13 protein-coding genes and 1 tRNA gene are annotated in these 18,979 nt (G+C 60.9%); 13 read left to right on the top strand and 1 reads right to left on the bottom strand.

Annotated features, from left to right (window positions below; genetic code table 11):
- Nucleotides 1-262 precede the first annotated feature (262 nt).
- Complete coding sequence (locus MU551_RS11890) at nucleotides 263-862, bottom strand: TetR/AcrR family transcriptional regulator (protein ID WP_247044474.1); 600 nt, start codon at nucleotides 860-862, stop codon at nucleotides 263-265.
- Between the two features lie 209 nt (nucleotides 863-1,071).
- Between MU551_RS11890 and MU551_RS11885 the strand changes: the two genes are divergently transcribed.
- The 13 genes from MU551_RS11885 to MU551_RS11825 form a co-directional block, all read left to right on the top strand.
- Nucleotides 1,072-1,143, top strand: a tRNA-Gln gene (locus tag MU551_RS11885).
- A 171-nt stretch (nucleotides 1,144-1,314) separates the two neighbouring features.
- The gene (gene glmU, locus MU551_RS11880) at nucleotides 1,315-2,805 is read left to right on the top strand and encodes a bifunctional UDP-N-acetylglucosamine diphosphorylase/glucosamine-1-phosphate N-acetyltransferase GlmU (RefSeq protein ID WP_247044378.1); all 1,491 of its coding nucleotides are present in this window, start codon (nucleotides 1,315-1,317) and stop codon (nucleotides 2,803-2,805) included.
- Complete coding sequence (locus tag MU551_RS11875; RefSeq protein WP_247044377.1) at nucleotides 2,802-3,782, top strand: ribose-phosphate diphosphokinase; 981 nt, start codon at nucleotides 2,802-2,804, stop codon at nucleotides 3,780-3,782. Before glmU ends, MU551_RS11875 begins: the two co-directional genes overlap by 4 nt.
- Nucleotides 3,783-4,070: 288 nt before the next feature.
- Nucleotides 4,071-4,664 carry a 50S ribosomal protein L25/general stress protein Ctc gene (locus MU551_RS11870; RefSeq protein WP_247044376.1) on the top strand — a complete coding sequence of 198 codons (594 nt, stop codon included), beginning with the start codon at nucleotides 4,071-4,073 and terminating at the stop codon, nucleotides 4,662-4,664.
- 144 nt (nucleotides 4,665-4,808) lie between these two features.
- On the top strand, nucleotides 4,809-5,393 hold the full coding sequence (gene pth / locus MU551_RS11865; protein ID WP_247044375.1) for an aminoacyl-tRNA hydrolase: 585 nt from the start codon (nucleotides 4,809-4,811) through the stop codon (nucleotides 5,391-5,393).
- Nucleotides 5,394-5,604: 211 nt separating this feature from the next.
- The gene (locus tag MU551_RS11860) at nucleotides 5,605-8,343 is read left to right on the top strand and encodes a helix-turn-helix domain-containing protein (protein ID WP_247044373.1); all 2,739 of its coding nucleotides are present in this window, start codon (nucleotides 5,605-5,607) and stop codon (nucleotides 8,341-8,343) included.
- Between the two features lie 25 nt (nucleotides 8,344-8,368).
- Nucleotides 8,369-11,041 (top strand): helix-turn-helix transcriptional regulator, encoded by a 2,673-nt coding sequence (locus tag MU551_RS23500; protein ID WP_247044372.1) that lies wholly within the window; start codon nucleotides 8,369-8,371, stop codon nucleotides 11,039-11,041.
- Between the two features lie 565 nt (nucleotides 11,042-11,606).
- Nucleotides 11,607-13,172: a sugar transferase gene (locus tag MU551_RS11850; protein ID WP_247044370.1), complete on the top strand. Its 1,566-nt coding sequence runs from the start codon at nucleotides 11,607-11,609 to the stop codon at nucleotides 13,170-13,172.
- 35 nt (nucleotides 13,173-13,207) lie between these two features.
- Nucleotides 13,208-13,672 carry an FAD synthase family protein gene (locus MU551_RS11845; RefSeq protein ID WP_247044369.1) on the top strand — a complete coding sequence of 155 codons (465 nt, stop codon included), beginning with the start codon at nucleotides 13,208-13,210 and terminating at the stop codon, nucleotides 13,670-13,672.
- A gap of 5 nt (nucleotides 13,673-13,677) precedes the next feature.
- The gene (locus tag MU551_RS11840) at nucleotides 13,678-14,853 is read left to right on the top strand and encodes a DUF1972 domain-containing protein (protein ID WP_247044368.1); all 1,176 of its coding nucleotides are present in this window, start codon (nucleotides 13,678-13,680) and stop codon (nucleotides 14,851-14,853) included.
- Nucleotides 14,853-15,692: a CDP-alcohol phosphatidyltransferase family protein gene (locus tag MU551_RS11835; RefSeq protein ID WP_247044367.1), complete on the top strand. Its 840-nt coding sequence runs from the start codon at nucleotides 14,853-14,855 to the stop codon at nucleotides 15,690-15,692. Before MU551_RS11840 ends, MU551_RS11835 begins: the two co-directional genes overlap by 1 nt.
- A gap of 65 nt (nucleotides 15,693-15,757) precedes the next feature.
- The gene (locus tag MU551_RS11830; protein WP_247044364.1) at nucleotides 15,758-16,456 is read left to right on the top strand and encodes a hypothetical protein; all 699 of its coding nucleotides are present in this window, start codon (nucleotides 15,758-15,760) and stop codon (nucleotides 16,454-16,456) included.
- A gap of 2 nt (nucleotides 16,457-16,458) precedes the next feature.
- On the top strand, nucleotides 16,459-18,979 hold a 2,521-nt coding region (locus tag MU551_RS11825; protein WP_247044363.1), incomplete at its 3' end, for a LamG-like jellyroll fold domain-containing protein.

Genomic DNA, 18,979 nt, shown 5'->3' with positions numbered 1-18,979 from the left:
AATCGTCACGATGCGGGTAAGTCAAGACCTGCTCCCCTGCCACCCTCTCATTCTCCTCAGTGCGGTGCGGGGGACCTTCGTGTAGGAGCGCATCGCGGCGCAACGGGCTGAGAGCTCGCTCAGCGAGCGAACAGCCCCTTTGCGAGTAAGCGTCGTCCCGAGGGACCCGACGCGAGCTTGCGAGTGTTGGGAAGGGACCTACGCGCTAAGCGACGACGAAGGGCCATTGCGCCGCGGAGGTGAGCACGGGTGCGGGAACGCGCTAGCCTTCGCTGTGGAGCTCCGGTTCCTTTTGCAGGCCTGTCAGACCGTTCCATGCCAGGTTCACGAGGTGGGCGGCTACTTCGCGCTTATCCGGCTGGCGGCTGTCCTGCCACCACTGCCCGGTCATTGCGACCATGCCCACGAGCATCTGGGCGTACATGGCGCCGTCCGCGGAGCTGAAGCCGCGGCGGGCAAATTCATCGGCAAGAATGTGTTCCACCCTTGCGGTGACATGGGAAAGCAAGGTGGAGAAGGCGCCTTCGGGCTGAGACGGGGGAGCGTCGCGCATGAGGATCCTGAAGCCGTCCGTGCGCTCCTCGATGTAGGTCAAAAGGGCCAGTGCGGCGCGTTCCACCAAGACCCGCGGTTTGGCCTCCTCCGTCAGGGCTTCGTTGACGGAGGCGAGAAGGATACGGAACTCACATTCCACCACCTCTGTATAGAGGCCCTCCTTGGACCCGAAGTGCTCGTAAATGACCGGCTTGGACACCCCCGCTGCGGCAGCAATTTCCTCTATGGTGGTTCCATCCAGCCCACGGACTGCGAAAAGTCCGCGTCCCACCTCAATCAGCTGGGTGCGTCGCTGCAGGCCCGTCATCCGGGAGCGTGGAATGTGGCGCGGCTCCCCGGCCGGCGTGCCGGTTGGGTTCTCTGCCCCATGGGGCATGCCTGCGCTCTTGCTCACTGCTCCATCATGCCCTATCAGTCGGGGTACTCGAGGGTGGCGATTGGAGGCTGAGTCGCATGTGCGCCAACGTTCATGGCAGAATTGATTCTCGTGCCGCGGGGCTTAGCTCCGAGGCGCGGTCCGCTCTGGTGTAATGGCAGCACCCCGGCCTTTGGAGCCGTGGAGTATAGGTTCGAATCCTATGGGCGGAACTGCCGCAGTAGCCGGGTCACCGGAAACCCGGGCCGGTATGAAAGCGTGTCCAGTAGGATGATCTTGATGCCGCGACCGGACTGCAGCTCCGGATCGCATGCCGCATCATAAGCCAGCACGAAGCACTGAACGCGCGATCCACCGAGCAATCTAGCAAGGAGACTCTCTACGTGAGCCCCGTAAATACTGGTCCCGCCGCCGTCATCGTCCTGGCTGCAGGTGCCGGTACCCGGATGAAATCGCGCACACCAAAAATCCTTCACGAAATTGGCGGACGTTCCCTTGTGGGCCATGCCCTCCACACGGCCCGCTCGGTCAACCCGAAGCAGCTTGCCCTGGTGGTCCGCCACGAACGTGATCTTGTCGCCTCCCACCTGAATGAGCTGGATCCTTCCGCCTTAATCGTGGATCAGGACGATCTTCCCGGGACCGGCCGCGCCGTCGAAGTTGCCTTGGAAGCCCTCGACAGCACCGCACCGCTCACCGGAACCGTTGTAGTTACGTACGGTGATGTCCCGCTCCTGACCGGGGACCTGCTCTCCGAGCTGATCTCGGTTCACGAATCGGAGGGAAACGCTGTCACAGTCCTGACAGCTGTCCTCGACGACGCGACTGGTTACGGCAGGATTCTCCGGGACGTGGATGGAACTGTTGCAGGTATCCGGGAACATAAGGATGCCTCCGACGCCGAGCTTGGCATCAAAGAGGTCAATTCAGGAATCTACGCCTTTGATGCGGCGGTCCTGAGGGATTCATTGCGCCACATCACCACGGACAATGCCCAGGGCGAGAAGTACCTGACTGACGTCCTCGGGCTGGCCCGGGCGGCAGGCGGACGCGTCGCGGCAGTGGTCACCTCTGACCGCTGGCAGGTTGAAGGCGCCAATGACCGGGTCCAGCTCTCAGCACTTGGCGCCGAGCACAACCGCCGCGTTGTCGAGGCGTGGATGCGGGCAGGAGTCACCGTTGTTGATCCTGCCACGACGTGGATCGACTCGACCGTGATGCTTGAGGAGGATGTGCGGCTGCTGCCGAATACGCAACTCCACGGCGATACGCACGTGGCGAGGGACGCCGTCGTCGGCCCCGACACCACGCTCACAGACGTGACGGTGGGGGAGGGTGCCACCGTGATCCGGACCCACGGCTCCGGGGCGGTTCTTGGAGCCGGTTCGAAAGTCGGGCCGTTCACCTACCTCAGGCCAGGCACCGTCCTGGGTGAGACGGGCAAGATTGGCGCTTTCTACGAAACCAAAAACGTCACGATCGGTCGCGGCTCTAAACTTTCCCATCTTGGTTACGCCGGCGATGCTGAAATCGGCGAAGACACCAACATCGGCTGCGGGAACATCACGGCAAACTATGACGGCGAAAAGAAGCACCGCACGGTGATCGGTTCCGGCGTTCGCACGGGTTCAAATACCGTTTTCGTTGCTCCGGTTGAGGTAGGCGACGGCGCCTACACCGGTGCAGGTGCTGTCGTTCGGCAGAACGTGCCGGCTGGCGCACTGGCCCTGTCGTTGGCTAAGCAGCGCAACGCCGAAGGCTGGGTGACAGCGAACAGGCCAGGCAGCGTCTCGGCAAAGCTGGCAGAAGCCGCAGCCCACTTCGAAGATTCCTCAGAGACCCCTGCATCAACAGAAGAAGGCAAGCAACCATGACCGAAATTACGGCACGCGGCGAGAAGAAGCTGGTACTCGCTGCTGGGCGGGCCCATCCCGACCTTGCCCGCGAGATCGCCAAGGAGCTCGGCACGGAACTGCTGCCCGTTGACGCTTATGATTTCGCGAACGGTGAGATCTACGTTCGTGCAGGCGAGAGCGTTCGCGGTACCGATGCCTTCGTGATCCAGGCGCATCCGGCTCCGCTGAACAACTGGCTGATGGAACAGCTGATCATGATTGATTCGCTGAAGCGGGCCTCCGCGAAGCGCATCACCGTGGTTTCCCCTTTCTATCCCTATGCGCGGCAGGACAAAAAGGGCCGCGGTCGCGAGCCCATTTCGGCCCGCCTGATCGCTGATCTGTACAAGACGGCCGGTGCTGACCGCATCATGAGCGTGGATTTGCATACTTCCCAGATCCAAGGATTCTTTGACGGCCCAGTGGACCACCTCATGGCCATCCCGCTCCTGGCCGATTACATCCGCACCCGAGTGGACGCGGAAAACATCACGGTGGTCTCGCCGGACACCGGCCGCGTGCGCGTTGCCGAGCAATGGGCGGAACGCCTGGGCGGCGCACCGCTGGCTTTCGTCCACAAGAGCCGCGATCTGACTGTTCCCAACCAGGCCGTCTCCAAGACTGTCGTGGGCCAGATTGAGGGCCGGACGTGCGTCCTCATCGATGACATGATCGACACCGGCGGTACCATCTCCGGCGCAGTGCAGGTCCTCAAGAATGCCGGGGCCAAGGACGTCATCATTGCAGCCACCCACGCTGTGTTCTCTGATCCGGCAGCCCGCAGGCTTTCCGAGTCCGGGGCGCGCGAAGTTGTGGTCACCAATACCTTGCCGATCACCGCAGACAAGAGCTTCCCCCAACTCACAGTGCTCTCCATCGCACCATTGATTGCCCGGGCCATCCGCGAAGTGTTCGACGACGGTTCTGTGACGAGCCTGTTCGACGGCAACGCCTGAGCGACGGCGGCAACAGTTGCCAGCTCTGCCAGCTGGCGGCAGTGGGTCGGGCCGTTTTCGGGATTCGGGCCCGGCACTGGTAAACTTCTTGACGATACCTTGGCGAGGGAGAGCGGCCGTTAGTTCCGGTGATTACGGAACATAAACTAACGGATCAACCGCAGTCTCCGTTATCGACTGGGTCTGAATCTCCCTTCGTGAAGGGCAGCCATAAAGGCTGGCCGGCGTTGAAGGTCGTAACAGACCTCCGCCCTTGCTGAACACACTTTAGTCTTCAAGGAGATCGACATGTCTGAGCAGAAGCTCGCAGCAGAAGTACGTACCGAATTCGGCAAGGGCTTTGCCCGCCGCGCACGCATGGCCGGCCAGATTCCTGCCGTCATCTACGGCCACGGTGCAGAGCCCATCCACATCACCCTCCCGAGCAAGGCCACCACGCTCGCGGTCCGCAAGGCCAACGCCCTGCTTTCCCTCGACATCGACGGCGACGTTCACCTCGCCCTCGTCAAGGACATCCAGCGCGATCCGATCAAGCAGATCATCGAGCACATCGACCTGCTGACCGTTATCAAGGGCGAGAAGGTCACCGTCGACGTCCCCGTCCACGTGACCGGCGAGCTTGCTCCGGGCAACGTCTACAACCAGGAACTCACGGTCATCTCCCTTGAGGCCGAGGCAACCCACCTGCCCACCGCCGTCGAGGTCGACATCGAAGGCCGCACGGCCGGCGAGCACATCCACGCATCGGACCTCGTTCTGCCGAAGGGCTCTGTCCTGCTGGCCGACGCCGATGCCCTCGTGGTTCACATCTCCGAGGCCACAGAGTCCGCTGAAGGCGAAGAGGCTGAGGCCGGCGAGGCAGCGGCCGCTTCCGCCGAGTAACACAAGCAAATCAAGCAGTGGCCGGGTCCGGTGGACCCGGCCACTGTCGTTTCCCGGCATCGCCCTGCCCTTGCGCTGCTTTGCCGAGCATTGCAAAACGTGCATTGGCCAAAACAGGGCGTTCGCCAACCTAGGATGGATTTCATGACTGAGACGTGGCTGATAGCAGGCCTTGGAAACCCGGGACCCGGGTACAGCCGCAACAGGCATAACGTGGGCCAAATGGTCCTGGATGAGCTTGCAGCCCGAGTGGGCGGGAGCTTCAAGACTCATAAGGCGAGAGCGCAGATTTTGGAGGGCCGGCTGGGACCCGGCGGTCCGCGGGTGGTGCTGGCCAAGCCTCTCAGCTATATGAACGTCTCCGGCGGTCCGGTCTCGGGCCTGGCCACGTTTTACTCGGTGGACCCGGCCCACGTCGTTGTTGTCCATGATGAGATCGATATCCCTTTTAATACAGTCAAGCTGAAGCTCGGCGGCGGGGAAGGCGGGCACAACGGACTGCGGGACATTTCGAAGGCGCTGGCTACCAAGGACTACCTGCGGGTGCGCGTTGGCGTAGGACGCCCGCAGGGCCGAATGGACACTGCGGACTACGTCCTGAGGGATTTCTCGACGACCGAAAAGAAGGACCTTCCCTTCCTCGTGGACGAGGCCGCTGACGCCGTCGAACTCCTCGTGCGCGATGGCCTGACAGTTGCCCAGCAGAAATTTCATCCGGCCAAAGCGTGACGCCCGTCCGGTCCCGGACCGGCCTCTGACATGGTGAGGAAGACGTCCCTTTCCGGGGCTTGACGAGGCGCCGTTGTTATGCGCAATTCTTGATGAAATCTAGGTGGTGCCTGCCCTGTTTTACAGTCGGCGCCACGGGGTAGTCTTCTCCTAAGCGGGGGAAGGTCAGAAACGCCTTATACCCGCCACGCGGGACGTAAGGAAAAAGTTCATGTCAATTGAGCCACTCAACTGGGGACGTGGGTCTACTGGTAGCGCGCTTGCCGATCCAGTGACGTTTGCCGGTCCGGATGAGCACCAGAGATGGTCGCTGCCGGCACGAAGCGCAGATCTGAGCCATATCCGCGCCACATTAACAGACGCTGATTCCCTGGGGGTTGTCATCACAGGGGCCCGCGGGGTCGGCAAGTCTTCACTGGCCAGGACCGCTGTTATGGAATTAGGTCCCGAGGTCTTTACACTCCAGTTGCGCAATACGTTGGCCGGCTCAAAAACTCCGTACGGCTGCCTTGCATTTCTCCTCGCCCGGCTGCCACAGGCCGCTATGGGATCGCCAACCGCAATCCTCCAAGGCATCACATCCCTCATCCGGAACGACGCCGGTGGGAGGCAGTGCGTCATCACGCTCGACAGCACAGCCAGCCTGGATGACATGAGTGCAGGGGTGCTGCTGAACATCCTCCTGACACGCACGGCGAGGATCATCGCCATTGCCCCGAACATCAGCGATCTGCCGGCGGATTTCCACTGGCTTTTGACGGAGCGCCGGCTCACCGAGGTTCGCTTGGAGAACCTCAATGAACTGCAGACCAAGCAGGTGCTGCTCTCCTTGCTGGGTCATCGTGTTTCCTCGTCGCTCGTGAGCACCTTCCACGCCATTGTGGGCGGCAACCCCATGCTCCTGAAGGCGCTTGTGGCTGAGCAGCAACTGGCGGGGAACCTTATCCTTTCCGACTCGGTGTGGACGCTGCGGGACAAAGTGGTTCTCGACGGCGGCACCGGGCTCGATGACATCGTCCGGTCCCGCTGGGCCCGTGAGTCGCCCGAGACACGGGCAGTCATTGAAATGCTGTCCTGTGCGCGGACTGTTTCCCTTACACGGCTGACCGGCGTCTTCGGTACGGACATTATTGCTGATATGGAAGATGCAGGGCTGTTGAGCGTAGCCCGCTCTGACAACCGATGGGTGACCCTCAGGGAACAGTACCTCGGTGATGTGGTGAGGTCCTGGTTGAGCGTTGCGCGGCGCAGGGAATTGCGTACCAGGCTCTTGGGCGACCGCGAACCCGATGTCTCACACATGACACTTGAAGAGCTCATAGGTTTTGCGGCATGGACCCATGAATGTGAGGCGGAACTGCGCCCGCCTTTCTCGCTGGCGGCTGCTGAGGCGGCCAACCAGCTCTTCGATCCGAGGTTTGCGCTGACCTGTGCCGGCAGCCTGAAGAAATCGGATGACGAATGGGTGGCAGGGCAACGCCAGAAGGCCGCGTCCTATCTGCTCCTGGATCTTCCGCTGCAGGCCCTGGCCGCCCTCGAGGACATCACCCCGGCGCAGCTGCAAGAACTCGCTGACATGGACTTTGCGGAAGTTGTTGCCGCCAAATGCGACGTGATGGTGTGGTTGCCCGAGCATAAAAGCAAGGTGCCCGAACTCCTGGATCACGCACGCGAGCGCCTGGGCGTGAAGCGCGGCGTTAAGTTGTCGTGGCCGGATCCGCTGGCTGCGGCTGCCAACCGGATAAGCCTGAGCGAGTTCGAATACCATGCGTTCACGGGAAATTTCGGCCACATCATCCGGGATCTTGAAGAGGCGGCTGACCCCCGGCTGAACAATGACCTCTGGTTCCGGATGCAGTCGGCCATCATCCTTATGGAAGCTCTCTCAACGATGGGGCGCGAGATGGATGCGCTGCAGCTGATGCGGCTGCTCGGGGGGCAGCTCTCTGACGCCGGACACATAGTGGGTCTCCGCGAAAAGTTCTCGATCCGTGCGTTCACCGTGTTACTTCAGGCAGGCAGGTGGAGGCAGTGCCTGGACCTGGTCAACCCTCCCAGGTCCCAGGAGGCTCGTGGCCTCGCTTTCCGGACGTCTGCCTCAGAGTTGTCCACGGGCCTTGCCTATGTCTATTCGGGACGCGGAGCCACTGCCCTGGAGTCCCTTCTTTCCTCCGTGGCACAGCTGGAGCTTCGGCCCGTCATGAACACGCTCCAGGCCGCTTACGCGGCTACGGCCTTTGCCTATGCTCAGATAGGCGACGCCGGCCAGGCGCGGAAATATCTTGAAAAGTTGCGTACAGCCCGAGGGGAATGCACTTTCGCTGTCAGGACCGTCACCAACTTCTGTGCCGACATGGCAGGCCGGTGGTTGGGGGAAGCGGACGCGACCAACCGGCTTCTGGCCTCCGCCCGCGAGGACATCGTCGAGGGCAGGTTTACGCTGGCAGGAATCAGTCTCCTCGGCGCGACAGTCAACGGTTCGGAGGAGGACTATCGCCTTCTGGAAAACGTGGCAGGGCATCGTCAGGGGCCGCTCGCTGAAATGTCGAGGCTGATAGCAGTGGGCACCCGGACAAAGGATGCAAAAGTACTTCTCGCCGGAGGTGAGCTCGCCGCATCAATGGAGCTCGACGTCGTCGAGGCACGTTGTGTGGCCCTTGCTGTTGATTTTGCCCGCATGGCCGGCGACTCGGGCTCCGCCCGGATTGCGCAGTCGCGGCTGGACCACCTCTCTTCCACGGTCAGCAGCTTGCCCATTGTTCCCAGCAGTGGAAGTCCGCTCCTTACCGCAAGGGAACGGCAGATTGCACGCCTGGCCGGCCGGGGCACGTCCAACCGCGACATTGCCCAGGAGATGGGCGTCTCGGTCCGCACCGTCGAGGGCCATCTGTACCAGGTCTTCACCAAGCTTGGTGTGACCTCCCGGGGTGATTTGCCTGGACTCGTTTAGCGGCCGCGTTCCGAAGTCAGGCTCGGTGAACCGGCAGTTGACCGGTCGCCGGGAGACGATGGAACGCGTCTGTCACACGATCCTCACCAAAACCAGCCAGGCAGTTTTCCTGATCTCCGGTCCCGGGATCGGTAAGAGCGCCCTGGTCGAAGCAATCAGTGAACGGCTTACCCGGGACATGAATGTCCTGCGGATCCATGGAAGTTCGTCGCTGGCCAAGGTTCCCTTCGGCGTCTTAGCACCATATACGTCCGGATTGTCCGCGGAAGACGCCCTGTCTCCCGTCGCCGTGCTGAGATCGGTCTGGACCTATTTCCAAAAACTACGCTCAGCCAAGGACGGCCCGCTCCTTCTCGTGGTGGACGACGCCCATCACCTGGACGACGCGACTGCAAGCATTGTTGTTGACATGGTTTCTGCCGGTTGGGCAAGCGTGCTGGCCACTGGCCGTTCCCGGCCGGGCCTTCCTGCAGCCATGAACCAGCTGTGGTACGACGGACTCGCGGACCGGATCGATCTGCGGCCCCTGACACAGGAGCAGGTAGCTGAAGCCGTCGGCCACGCCCTGGAAGGCACCGTCCCCGAAAGCACTGTGCAGGCTCTTTGGACAGAATCAGGGGGTAACCCCTTGTTGTTGGACTGTCTCCTCAACGACGCCATCGAGTCTGGATCGTTGGTAAAGCGGAATGGCATCTGGTTGCTCCTCGGCAACTGGCCATCGGGCGGACGCAAGCTCACCGACGTCGTGGCGAAACAACTGCAGCGCAGGAGCGCAGAGGAGCAGGAGGCACTGAAGCTGATCGCCCTGTCGGAGCCCGTTCCACGTGGGCTTATCGAAGAAGTGTGCGGTGCCCGTGCTGTCCGTTCCCTCCTGGAACACCAACTGGTGCGGGAATCAATGGGAGGGACAGCCGAGCTGCGCTTGTTGTACCCCAGTTACAGTGGGGCCATCCGCCGAATGGTTTCAGCATCAAGAAGCCTCCACCTACGCAGACAGCTCCTCGAGCATGCACGTCACCACTCCACCACGGCCGAGGGCGTGCTGCGCATGGTCAGCTGGTCGCTCGAATGCGGAGCCGAAGTCCCCGATGCGGAATTGCTGGAGGCATCGGTCATGGCCGCGAGACTGTTTCAGAATTCGCTGGCACTGGATGCAGCCGCCCGCATCCGTGACCCAGACCTCCGCCAACGCGGGCAGGTTGCCATGGCCCGGGCCCATTACAATCAGGGCAGCTACGAGGAGGCAGCAAAGCAGCTGGATCTCCACTTTGCTGCAGACGGGGAACCTGCACGGAACCCTGGGGATGTGCTCCTCTGGGCGTGCACGCACGCGGCTTTGGGTCACATTCCGGAGGCGTTCCTCGAAGATGCCCGGAGACTCCTTGATATTAACGGCCATGCAGCTAAGACAGGTGAGCTGTCGGATGCTTCGGGCGGCGAGATGCGGCACTGGACCGTCTTGGAACTTTTCGCGCTGAGCGCTGCTGCCGATTACCGGTCGCTGGGCAAATACCTGGATGAATTTGACTCCATCCCGCCTGGAGAGGACCCCAATCGAGGGTCCCCGGCTAGAGGGGCTTTTATGCTGGCAATGCGGTCAGAAGTGCTTCGTTCAGAGGGGCGCTCCGAGGCTGCGGAGAACGTCGCCGCTGAGGCCAACGCACTCCTCACGGCGGAGGGCAGCGAGCTCTTTTTCTTCCCCGAGTTTGTCCTCCATCGCCAGCTGGGTGCAGCGATGGCTTCCGGACACTGGATAGCAGTGGAGGACTACCTCGCAGCGTATACAAGCCAGCGAAGCCAAGCGCTGGTCACCTTCGGAGGTACCGTGCAAAGCTGGCGCGGCATTTCCTTCCTGTTGCGGGATATGCTCGATGCCGCCGGGTCATACCTCCTTCCAGCCGTTGAATCCCTGCGCGAGAATGATCCGCTCGGCTTGTTGCCTATGACTCTCGCGGCTGCGTCGTACACCACTGCCAGAACCGGGGACACCGCCAAAGCCCGGCGTCTCCTCCAGGATTTTGATTACCTTGAGAGCCCCGGGCGAGGTTTCGACGCCGAGTACGCTCGCATTTTCTCTGCTGCCAGCATTGATGTGCTGCAGGCCGGGGATGGCAGCCCGGGCACTCTGCTGGCACTTCTTGACGACCCCTCGGTGGTGTCATCGCCCGGAGCCGAGCTCTTGATCCACGCCGTGGCAGCCAGACTGGGGCATCGGGGTGACTTCTCCAGAATCGCAAGCCTGACAGAGAACATGGAAGGCACCTGGGCCGGAGCATGGCACAAATTTGCCACCGCACATCTCTCAGGCACCGCTGCCGACTACCTGGAAGCAGGAGAAGCAGTTCACGCGGCAGGACTGGTCCGTGTTGCGCGGAACCTGTTTGCGGCTGCGGCTGACCGTTTCGGCATTGCCGGCAATCGGCTGCGGTCACGGGAGGCAGCCAGCCGCAGGGATGATTGCGACAGGGAACTTCGGGTAACCGTGGATATCGGGGCGGCTTCTGAATCGTCCTCGGGGGTGCATTTGACGCGGCGCGAGAAGGACATCGTCGTGCTCGCCGTGGAAGGACTGACAGACAGGCAGATTGCCGACAAGCTGATGGTTTCGGTCCGGACCGTTGAAGGGCATCTCTACCGCAGCTACGCCAAACTGGGCATTCGCGGCCGCGACCAGCTCGCTTCCGCAGTGCATCTTTAGGCGCCTCGCAGCCCTTTCGACGGGACAGGAAACAGATCCTGCAGGTGAGTACGCCTTGGGCGGCTCTGACTTCTTATCCCCAATCCGAGCGTAAATCCGGCTTCTTTGGGGGTGCTGCCGGCAAACCTTCCGACCCTAACTGAGTACAAGCAAGTAGTACGCAGTCTGATGGTTCTAAGAAGTCGGGTAATCACTACCGATGCCCGGGTGAGCCTGAGGCGGTTGACTGGATGCAATCCAATGAACCTACCCAGAATGGTCTCAGGATGAATAAGCTCCGGGAATTCACCGTTCCCAAAATCAGGCTTCGTATGTCGGCCGTGAAGTTTACCCACAAGGCCCCTTCACTCACCGCCCTTCAGACCCGCCCTTCAAGCGGGTTCCTTCCCCCCTCGCCTTCCTCCCTGGAACCGCGCGGTGTCCTTTCCGGCACCAGCGCCCCTTGGTCGGAGCCGACGGCGTCAGAGCCTCCTGAGACCAAGGCTCTCCCCCCAGTCGTCGTCGGCTCCTTTAGCCGGTCTCAGTCGGTGCTGCGTTCAACCTGGGGCATTTGGGGGGAGCGGCTATGAGCGCAGTCGACGAATATTCCCCGGAGACGAGGTCGAGGTCACGCCGCTTTGGCCGTGGCCTTGCCAGGTCACTTGCCCTGGCCGGCGGGTCCCCTTCATGGTCTGTTGATGGTACGCCCCCGGGTCGGGTGGATTCGGGCCGGTCCTGGGCGAAGAGGTATCGCAGATGGCTCCGCGCTACCGACATGGTCATCATCGCCGGAACCGTAATTGTTGCTTACGGAATCCGATTTGAAACCGGAGGTGCACTCTTTGAGAGTACAGACGCGGGAGCACCGTATCTGACTGTCAGCATTTGCATTCTGATCGCATGGATCCTGGCACTGGAAATCCATAGGACCCGTGATGAGACTGTCCTGGGCGTCGGCTCTGAAGAGTATAAGCGAGTCCTTGACGCCACTCTGGGAATTTTCGGAGGCATCGCAATCGTCGTCCTGGTTCTGGACATCGAAGTAATCCGCAGCTATTTTGCCTTGGCCCTGCCGGCGGGAGCTCTCCTGCTCCTCCTGAGCCGCTGGCAATGGCGTGCTTGGCTGAACCGGCAGCGGCAATTCGGCCACTATTTGTCCAAGGTCATAGTTGTGGGCGAACCGAACGACGTCGAATATGTCGTCCGCCAGTTCGGCAAGGTTTCCGGAGCTGCCTACGAAGTGGTGGGGGCAGCGCTGCCGTCGGACTTTGAGCACCCCTTTCTCCAGATTTCCGCCACCAGGGTTCCTGTTCTGTGCTCAATAGACACCGTGGCCACTCAGGTGAAAGCCACAGGTGCAAACGCTGTTGTGGTGGCAGGCCAGCTGCCTGGCGGAACGCAGGCGATTAAGCGGCTGGGCTGGGCGCTGGAAGGAACCAGTGCGGGCCTTGTCTTGGCATCGAGCCTCACAGACATCGCCGGCCCACGGATCCACTGGCGCCCGGTGGAAGGTCTCCCGATGATGCACGTGGAACTGCCGCAGTTCAGCGGAGGGAAGCACACACTCAAGCGCTTTGTGGACATCCTCGTGGCCGTTTGTGCCTTAGTGCTTTTAGTTCCGGTGTTCTGCATCCTCGCAGGGATTATCGCCATAGACAGCCGTGGTCCCATCCTTTTCCTCCAGGAAAGAGTGGGGCTCAACGGCAGACACTTCCGGATGGTTAAGTTCCGCTCGATGGTTCAGACGGCCGAAGCCGACCTTGTTGATCTTCGCGCCGAGAACGAAGCTGCAGGCTTGCTCTTCAAGATCAAGAACGACCCCCGCATCACCAGATGCGGTCGATGGATGCGGAAGTACTCGCTGGATGAGCTGCCGCAGTTCTGGAATGTGGTCAAAGGCGACATGAGCCTGGTGGGACCGCGGCCGCAACTTCCCTCTGAGGTTGAGGGATATGAAGGCGACGTCCGCCGTCGCCTCCTGATCAAGCCCGGAATAACGGGACTCTGGCAGATAAACGGGAGATCGAACCTCGGTTGGGACGAGAGCGTCCGCTGGGATCTCTACTATGTCGAAAATTGGTCGCTGACCGGCGACATCATGATTCTTTGGCGGACTGTCAAAGTGATCCTGAAGCCGGTCGGAGCCTACTAATGGCCGGTTGTCGGCTGGAATCGGAAGGAGCAGACGTGGGTCTCAGGATCGGTTATGCACCGGGTGCGTTTGACCTGTTTCACGTTGGGCACCTGAACATACTCAAGCATGCGAAAAGCCAATGCGACTTCCTGATTGCCGGGGTGGTCTCCGATGAAATCCTCAAAGAGGTAAAAGGCCATCCTCCGGTGGTTCCTATGGGGGAAAGAGTGGAGATCGTCCGCAGTATCAACTTCGTGGACATGGTGTTCGAGGAAGTGGTTCCTGACAAGCTCCAGGTCTGGGAGGAGTTGCGTTTCAATCTGCTCTTCAAGGGCGACGACTGGAAAGGGACGCAGGCAGGCAGGCGGCTTGAGGAGAAGTTCGCCGCCGTGGGCGTCAAGGTGATGTATTTCCCGTACACCGTGCACACCTCGAGCACAGGACTTCGTGCAGCCCTTGAGCTGATGGGTGAGCCAAACATGCCCCTTCCACGGTCACAAGGCGGCCAGTGGTGGTGACAGGGATGAAGATTGCCATGCTGGGCACGCGTGGAGTGCCGGCCCGCTACGGCGGTTTCGAAACCGCCATTGAGGAAGTGGGAAGGCGGCTTGCCGCAAATGGCCACGAGGTCACCGTTTACTGCAGGCATACGTCAGCCGAGGGCGGGGCTGCTTCCGAGTACCTGGGCATGAAGCTGGTACACCTGCCGGCACTGCACAAGCGCGCATTGGAGACGCTCAGCCACACTGGTCTTTCGGTGATGCACCTTTTGCGTCACCGAACCGACGCCGCAATCGTCTTCAACGCGGCCAATGCCCCCTATCTCCCCATGATCAGGGCTGCGGGCATCCCCGTTGCAACCCACGTGGACGGGCTCGAGTGGAAACGGGCCAAATGGGGAACGATGGGAAAGCGCTACTACCGCAGTGTGGAAGCCATGGCGGTGCGGTGGTCCGATGCACTGATCGCGGACGCGGTGGGCATCCAAAGCTACTACCGGGAAAGGTTCGACGCCGACACCGTTTACCTCGCGTACGGCGCGCCCATCCTCGACGACGGCCAATCCCACCGGCTTGCTGAACTCAGCCTCACAGCCCGCGGGTATCACCTGGTCGTGGCGCGCTTCGAGCCGGAAAACCACGTCCACATGATCGTGGAAGGCTACGTGCGGAGTAAGGCGACGAAGCCCTTGGTGGTGGTCGGCTCAGCTCCATATTCCGGCCACTACACCCACCTCATCCATCGCCTTGGAGACGATCGGGTGAGATTCGTCGGGGGCATCTGGGACCAGGAACTGCTGGACCAGTTGTACGCCAACTCCCTCGTCTACTGGCACGGCCATTCGGTGGGAGGCACCAATCCCTCGCTGCTTCGGGCGATCGGTTCCGGGGCAGCAACAAATGCGTTCGACGTCGACTTCAACCGGGAAGTTCTCTCATCTTCCGGCAGGTACTTCGCAGGCGTAGAGGATGTCGCAGACCTTGCCGAGGAGGCGGAGGACCAGTCGTCAACTCTGCGCGAAAGGGGTGCCCTCGCCCAACAGTTGGCGCGCCGCTTCGACTGGGATGTGGTTGCCAATGGCTACGAACAACTCTGCGTTGACCTTGCAACAGCCAAGCTTCCCGTTTCGGTGCGACGGTTGTCTCGCCGCAGCGGACGGCCCGCCCTAGAGCGGCAGAATACGTTAGGAGGGGCCTGATGTCAGGGCAGCACGCGAAGGTGGCTGAGGCTGCCGAGGTACGGCCGTATGCCGGTTATCGGGATGCCCTGGCCAGGTTGTCCGGGGCGCAGAAGACGGCTGCACGCGGTGCACCCGCCTACTCCAGGTTCGTCAACCGCCGGCTGGGTCGCTTCCTGGCCGCAGCAGCTTTTGGGGCAGGACTAAGTCCCAACATTGTTACCGCCATCAGTGCAGGTTTCACTTTCACGGGAGTTGGGTTGCTGCTGGCTTTCCCGCCGTCCTTGTGGTTGGGCGTTCTTGTATCACTGGCCCTTGTTCTTGGCTATGCCCTGGATTCAGCGGACGGCCAGCTTGCGAGGCTGACAGGCACGGGATCACCTGCGGGGGAATGGCTTGATCACGTGGTGGATTCCGTCAAAACTTCCGTCCTGCCGTTGGCCTTGGCTGTCTCCTTCCACCGCTTTGAACTGGTTGATGCCTGGTGGATTCTCATTCCCTTGGGCTCTGCCCTCGTTTCGGCCGTACTTTTCTTCTGCATGATCCTAACGGAGCAGTTACGCCGGCAGTTTAGTAATGTGCCTTTGGCCGCGGCTGGAACCCGCGGCTCCTGGCTACGCTCTGTGCTCGTTGTGCCCATGGATTATGGAGTGCTGTGCCTGTCGTTCCTCCTGTATGGCGCTTTTCCGTTTTTCTTGGTCGCCTACACCGCGATTTTCGCCGCAACTGCAGGCTTCTTGTTGCTTGCTTGTATCAAATGGTTCGCAGAACTGCAGGCCCTTTCGGGAACAGCGCGGAAAGACTCCCGCGAACCGGCTGCTTCTCCCGGCACGCCAACGGCGTTTGGGGCAGGATTATGATGCGTTCAGGGGACACACAGTCGAGTGATAGCCCTACGAGGTTTACCCGGGCCACCAAGGTCGGAATGCTGCTGGCAGCCGCTGTGCTGGTTTCAGCTGGACTTGCCGTGTCCCTGACACCCCAGGCGACTGATCCCGGGGCTACATCCGCCCTGACCTCACCGGGTTCACAGGGAGCAACCACCACCCAGACATCTGGTCCGCCCACTCCGACAGAATCCGCCTCCGTAGGTCCAGGGGAAGTGCCTGTACCCACTCCCACGGCGCCGTTGGCAACCCCTTCGGGCGATGCGGCTGTTCCCCCAGCTAGTGGTGATCCTAACGAAGAGGTTCGCCAGGCCAATGTGGAGCAGCCGGTTGCTCCGCCTGTCGCCATCTCCGAGAACGTCGTCGTCGTCGAGGGCGTAGAGGTAAAAATTGTCGAGATAGAGGCTGTCCAGGGTGAAGCCAGGGGCGTCGGCGAAGTGGCCGGACCGGCGGTGCGCTTCAAGGTGGTCATCACCAACAGGACTGACAAGCCAATCAGCACTGACCAGGCCCTCGTTAATGTCAATGCCGGGCCGGAGAAGGCGCCTACCAGCCCACTTAGTGGCCCCGGAGCCACAACTTTGCCCGCAACGATCGATCCAGCTACCACAGCGTCGGCTGTTTATGTCTATTCGATCCCCGATGAACAGAGACAGAACGTTCAAATTCTTTTCAACTTCCGGGTTGATGTTCCAATCGCAAGTTTTGAAGGACCAGTCCCGAAAACAGGGGAATAATCATGAAAATCGTTACACGAGCAAGTGTCAAAGCAGCGGACGTTCCCTCTCAGGGTGGCCAACGTGTGAAGTCGTTTGCCATGCGATCTCTGTCGCTCCTCACGGCATCAGTGCTTGCTGCTTCCGTCCTGATCGGAGGCACGCCCGCGCTCGCCGACACAGCCCCCGATAACCCGGCAAATCCGGCAACGCCGGCTACTGTTTCCGCCGATGGACTTCCCACGGTCCAGGTGGACGGGGTGGTGTGGCAGCAAACCGTCGTGGGAAACACGGTCTATGCAGTGGGTAGTTTCTCCAACGCGCGCCCAGCGGGGGCCGCACCAGGGACGAATCTGACGCCGCGACGGAACATCCTCGCCTACGACATCAGGACTGGAAACCTCATCACTACCTTCAACGCCAGTCTCAATGCCCAGGCTGTAAGCGTGGCCGCTTCTCCTGACGGATCACGCATCTACGTCGGGGGATCCTTCACACAAGTAAATGGTGCAACCCGGCACTACCTCGCAGCTCTCGATCCGAACACAGGGGCAGCGATTACATCGTTCACGCCATGGGTAAACTCCCGCGTAACGGCCATAGTGGCCACAAACACCACTGTCTATCTCGGTGGCTGGTTCAGCGGCGTTGGCTCGGTAGCTCGCACGAAGCTCGCTGCCGTAAACGCCGCTAACGCCGCCCTATTACCGTGGAATCCGCAGCCAGCCGGAGGCGACGTGATGGCCTTGACCCTTGCTCCCGACGCTTCGAAGGTTGTGATCGGCGGGAGCTTCACGTCGATGAACGGCTCCAACAACCCGGGCTACGGGCTGGCAGCGGTCGATACCGGGCAGGGAGCGCTCCTACCATGGGCCGCGAACAGCCTGATTCGTAACGGGGGAGCCAACGCAGCGATCCTTAGCCTGACCTCCGATAGCACCCATGTATATGGCACCGGATATGTCTTTGGCTCCGGCGGTAACCTCGAGGGAACGTTCTCTGCTGGTTGGAATGACGGCGCCATCAAGTGGGTGGAAGACTGCCACGGTGACACCTACGATGTCTATGCCGCCGACGAAGCCGTATATACCGTGGGACATGCCCACTATTGCGGAAACATAGGTGGCTTCCCGCAAACAGAACCGCAATGGACCTTCTATCCGGCGATCGGGTTCAGCAAAGCTGCCACAGGGACCATCACAAGGGATCCTCTCAATTACTTCAACTTTGCCGGCAGGCCTGCCCCCTCCCTTCTGAACTGGTTCCCTGAACTCAGTGTGGGGAGCTTTACGGGGCAGTCCCAGGCGGCATGGGCTGTCTCAGGAAACGCCCAGTATGTCGTCCTGGGCGGTGAATTTCCAAGAGTGAATGGCGTCTCCCAGCAAGGTTTGGTCCGCTTTGGCATCAAGTCGGTAGCACCTAACAAAGTTGGCCCCGCCGTGACCGGCTCCTTCTTCAACCCCACTGTTTTTTCGCCGGCAGCAGGTACCGTCCGCGTCAACTGGCAGGCGAACTGGGACAAGGACAACACGAATCTCACGTACAGAGTTATCCGTGATGGAAACACTGGGTCCCCAATCGCTGTCGTATCGCGGAACTCAACATTTTGGGACCGGCCTGCAATGGGCTTCACAGATACAGGGCTGCAGCCCGGGAGCACCCATGGTTATCGCATCTTTGCCACGGATCCGTTAGGAAATATTGCCCGTTCGGACAGCGTTAGCGTCACCGTAGCCTCCACCGGCGCCATGAGCGCTTATGCGTCGGAAGTCTGGGGTCACGGTGCACTGAATTACTGGAGGCTGGGCGAATCCGGCGGCTCCACCGCGGCGGATTCCGCAGGGTGGCTGCCCCAAAGCACCGGCTCCGGAGTGACCTGGGGTGGATCAGGGGCAATCCAAGGAGACACCAACACTGCCGCCAGCTTCAATGGCACCAGCTCGGGTTTAGGTGCAACTGCCAAGACAGTTTCGGGTCCCAACACGTTCACCGTGGAAGGCTGGTTCAAGACGACCACCAGGCTCGGAGGCAAGATCCTTGGCTTCGGCAATCGCAATGCCAGTGATTCAACGAGGTACGACCGCCATATCTACATGGACAACCTCGGCCGTATCTTCTTCGGCGTCAATTCCAGTGGCATCAAGACGGTCAATAGCCCACTCGTTTACAACGATGGCAACTGGCACCACGTCACTGCAACATTGAGTCCTGGAGGCATGGTCCTCTATCTGGACGGCCAAAGGGTGGGACAACGCACCGATGCAACCTACGGACAGGCCTACTTCGGTTACTGGCGGATTGGCGGCGACAACCTCAATTCGTGGCCCTCAACACCATTGAGCCGATTCTTCCAGGGGGAGATTGACGACGTCGCCATCTATTCCAATGCTTTGAATGACCAGCAAATCCAAAACCATTATGCCCTTGCCAAGGGCGCCGGCAACGTTTCTCCGGTGGCGTCGTTTACGTCCTCGACGGCGGATCTGGTGGCTAGTGTCAATGGTTCGGCTTCCTCTGACCCTGATGGAACGATCGCTTCCTACA

This window comes from Arthrobacter rhizosphaerae (assembly GCF_023062595.1).
GTDB lineage: Bacteria > Actinomycetota > Actinomycetes > Actinomycetales > Micrococcaceae > Arthrobacter > Arthrobacter rhizosphaerae.
Note: the sequence above shows the minus strand (reverse complement) of the source record. Positions and strands in the feature narration are given on the sequence as shown.

Excerpts from the sequence above, each read along its gene's own strand:
- MU551_RS11890 (WP_247044474.1), bottom strand. The coding sequence starts at position 862 with ATGACGGGCCTGCAGCGACGCACCCAGCTGATTGAGGTGGGACGCGGA.
- MU551_RS11875 (WP_247044377.1), top strand. The coding sequence starts at position 2,802 with ATGACCGAAATTACGGCACGCGGCGAGAAGAAGCTGGTACTCGCTGCT.
- MU551_RS11870 (WP_247044376.1), top strand. The coding sequence starts at position 4,071 with ATGTCTGAGCAGAAGCTCGCAGCAGAAGTACGTACCGAATTCGGCAAG.
- pth (WP_247044375.1), top strand. The coding sequence starts at position 4,809 with ATGACTGAGACGTGGCTGATAGCAGGCCTTGGAAACCCGGGACCCGGG.
- MU551_RS11860 (WP_247044373.1), top strand. The coding sequence starts at position 5,605 with ATGTCAATTGAGCCACTCAACTGGGGACGTGGGTCTACTGGTAGCGCG.
- MU551_RS11850 (WP_247044370.1), top strand. The coding sequence starts at position 11,607 with ATGAGCGCAGTCGACGAATATTCCCCGGAGACGAGGTCGAGGTCACGC.
- MU551_RS11840 (WP_247044368.1), top strand. The coding sequence starts at position 13,678 with ATGAAGATTGCCATGCTGGGCACGCGTGGAGTGCCGGCCCGCTACGGC.
- MU551_RS11835 (WP_247044367.1), top strand. The coding sequence starts at position 14,853 with ATGTCAGGGCAGCACGCGAAGGTGGCTGAGGCTGCCGAGGTACGGCCG.
- MU551_RS11830 (WP_247044364.1), top strand. The coding sequence starts at position 15,758 with ATGCTGCTGGCAGCCGCTGTGCTGGTTTCAGCTGGACTTGCCGTGTCC.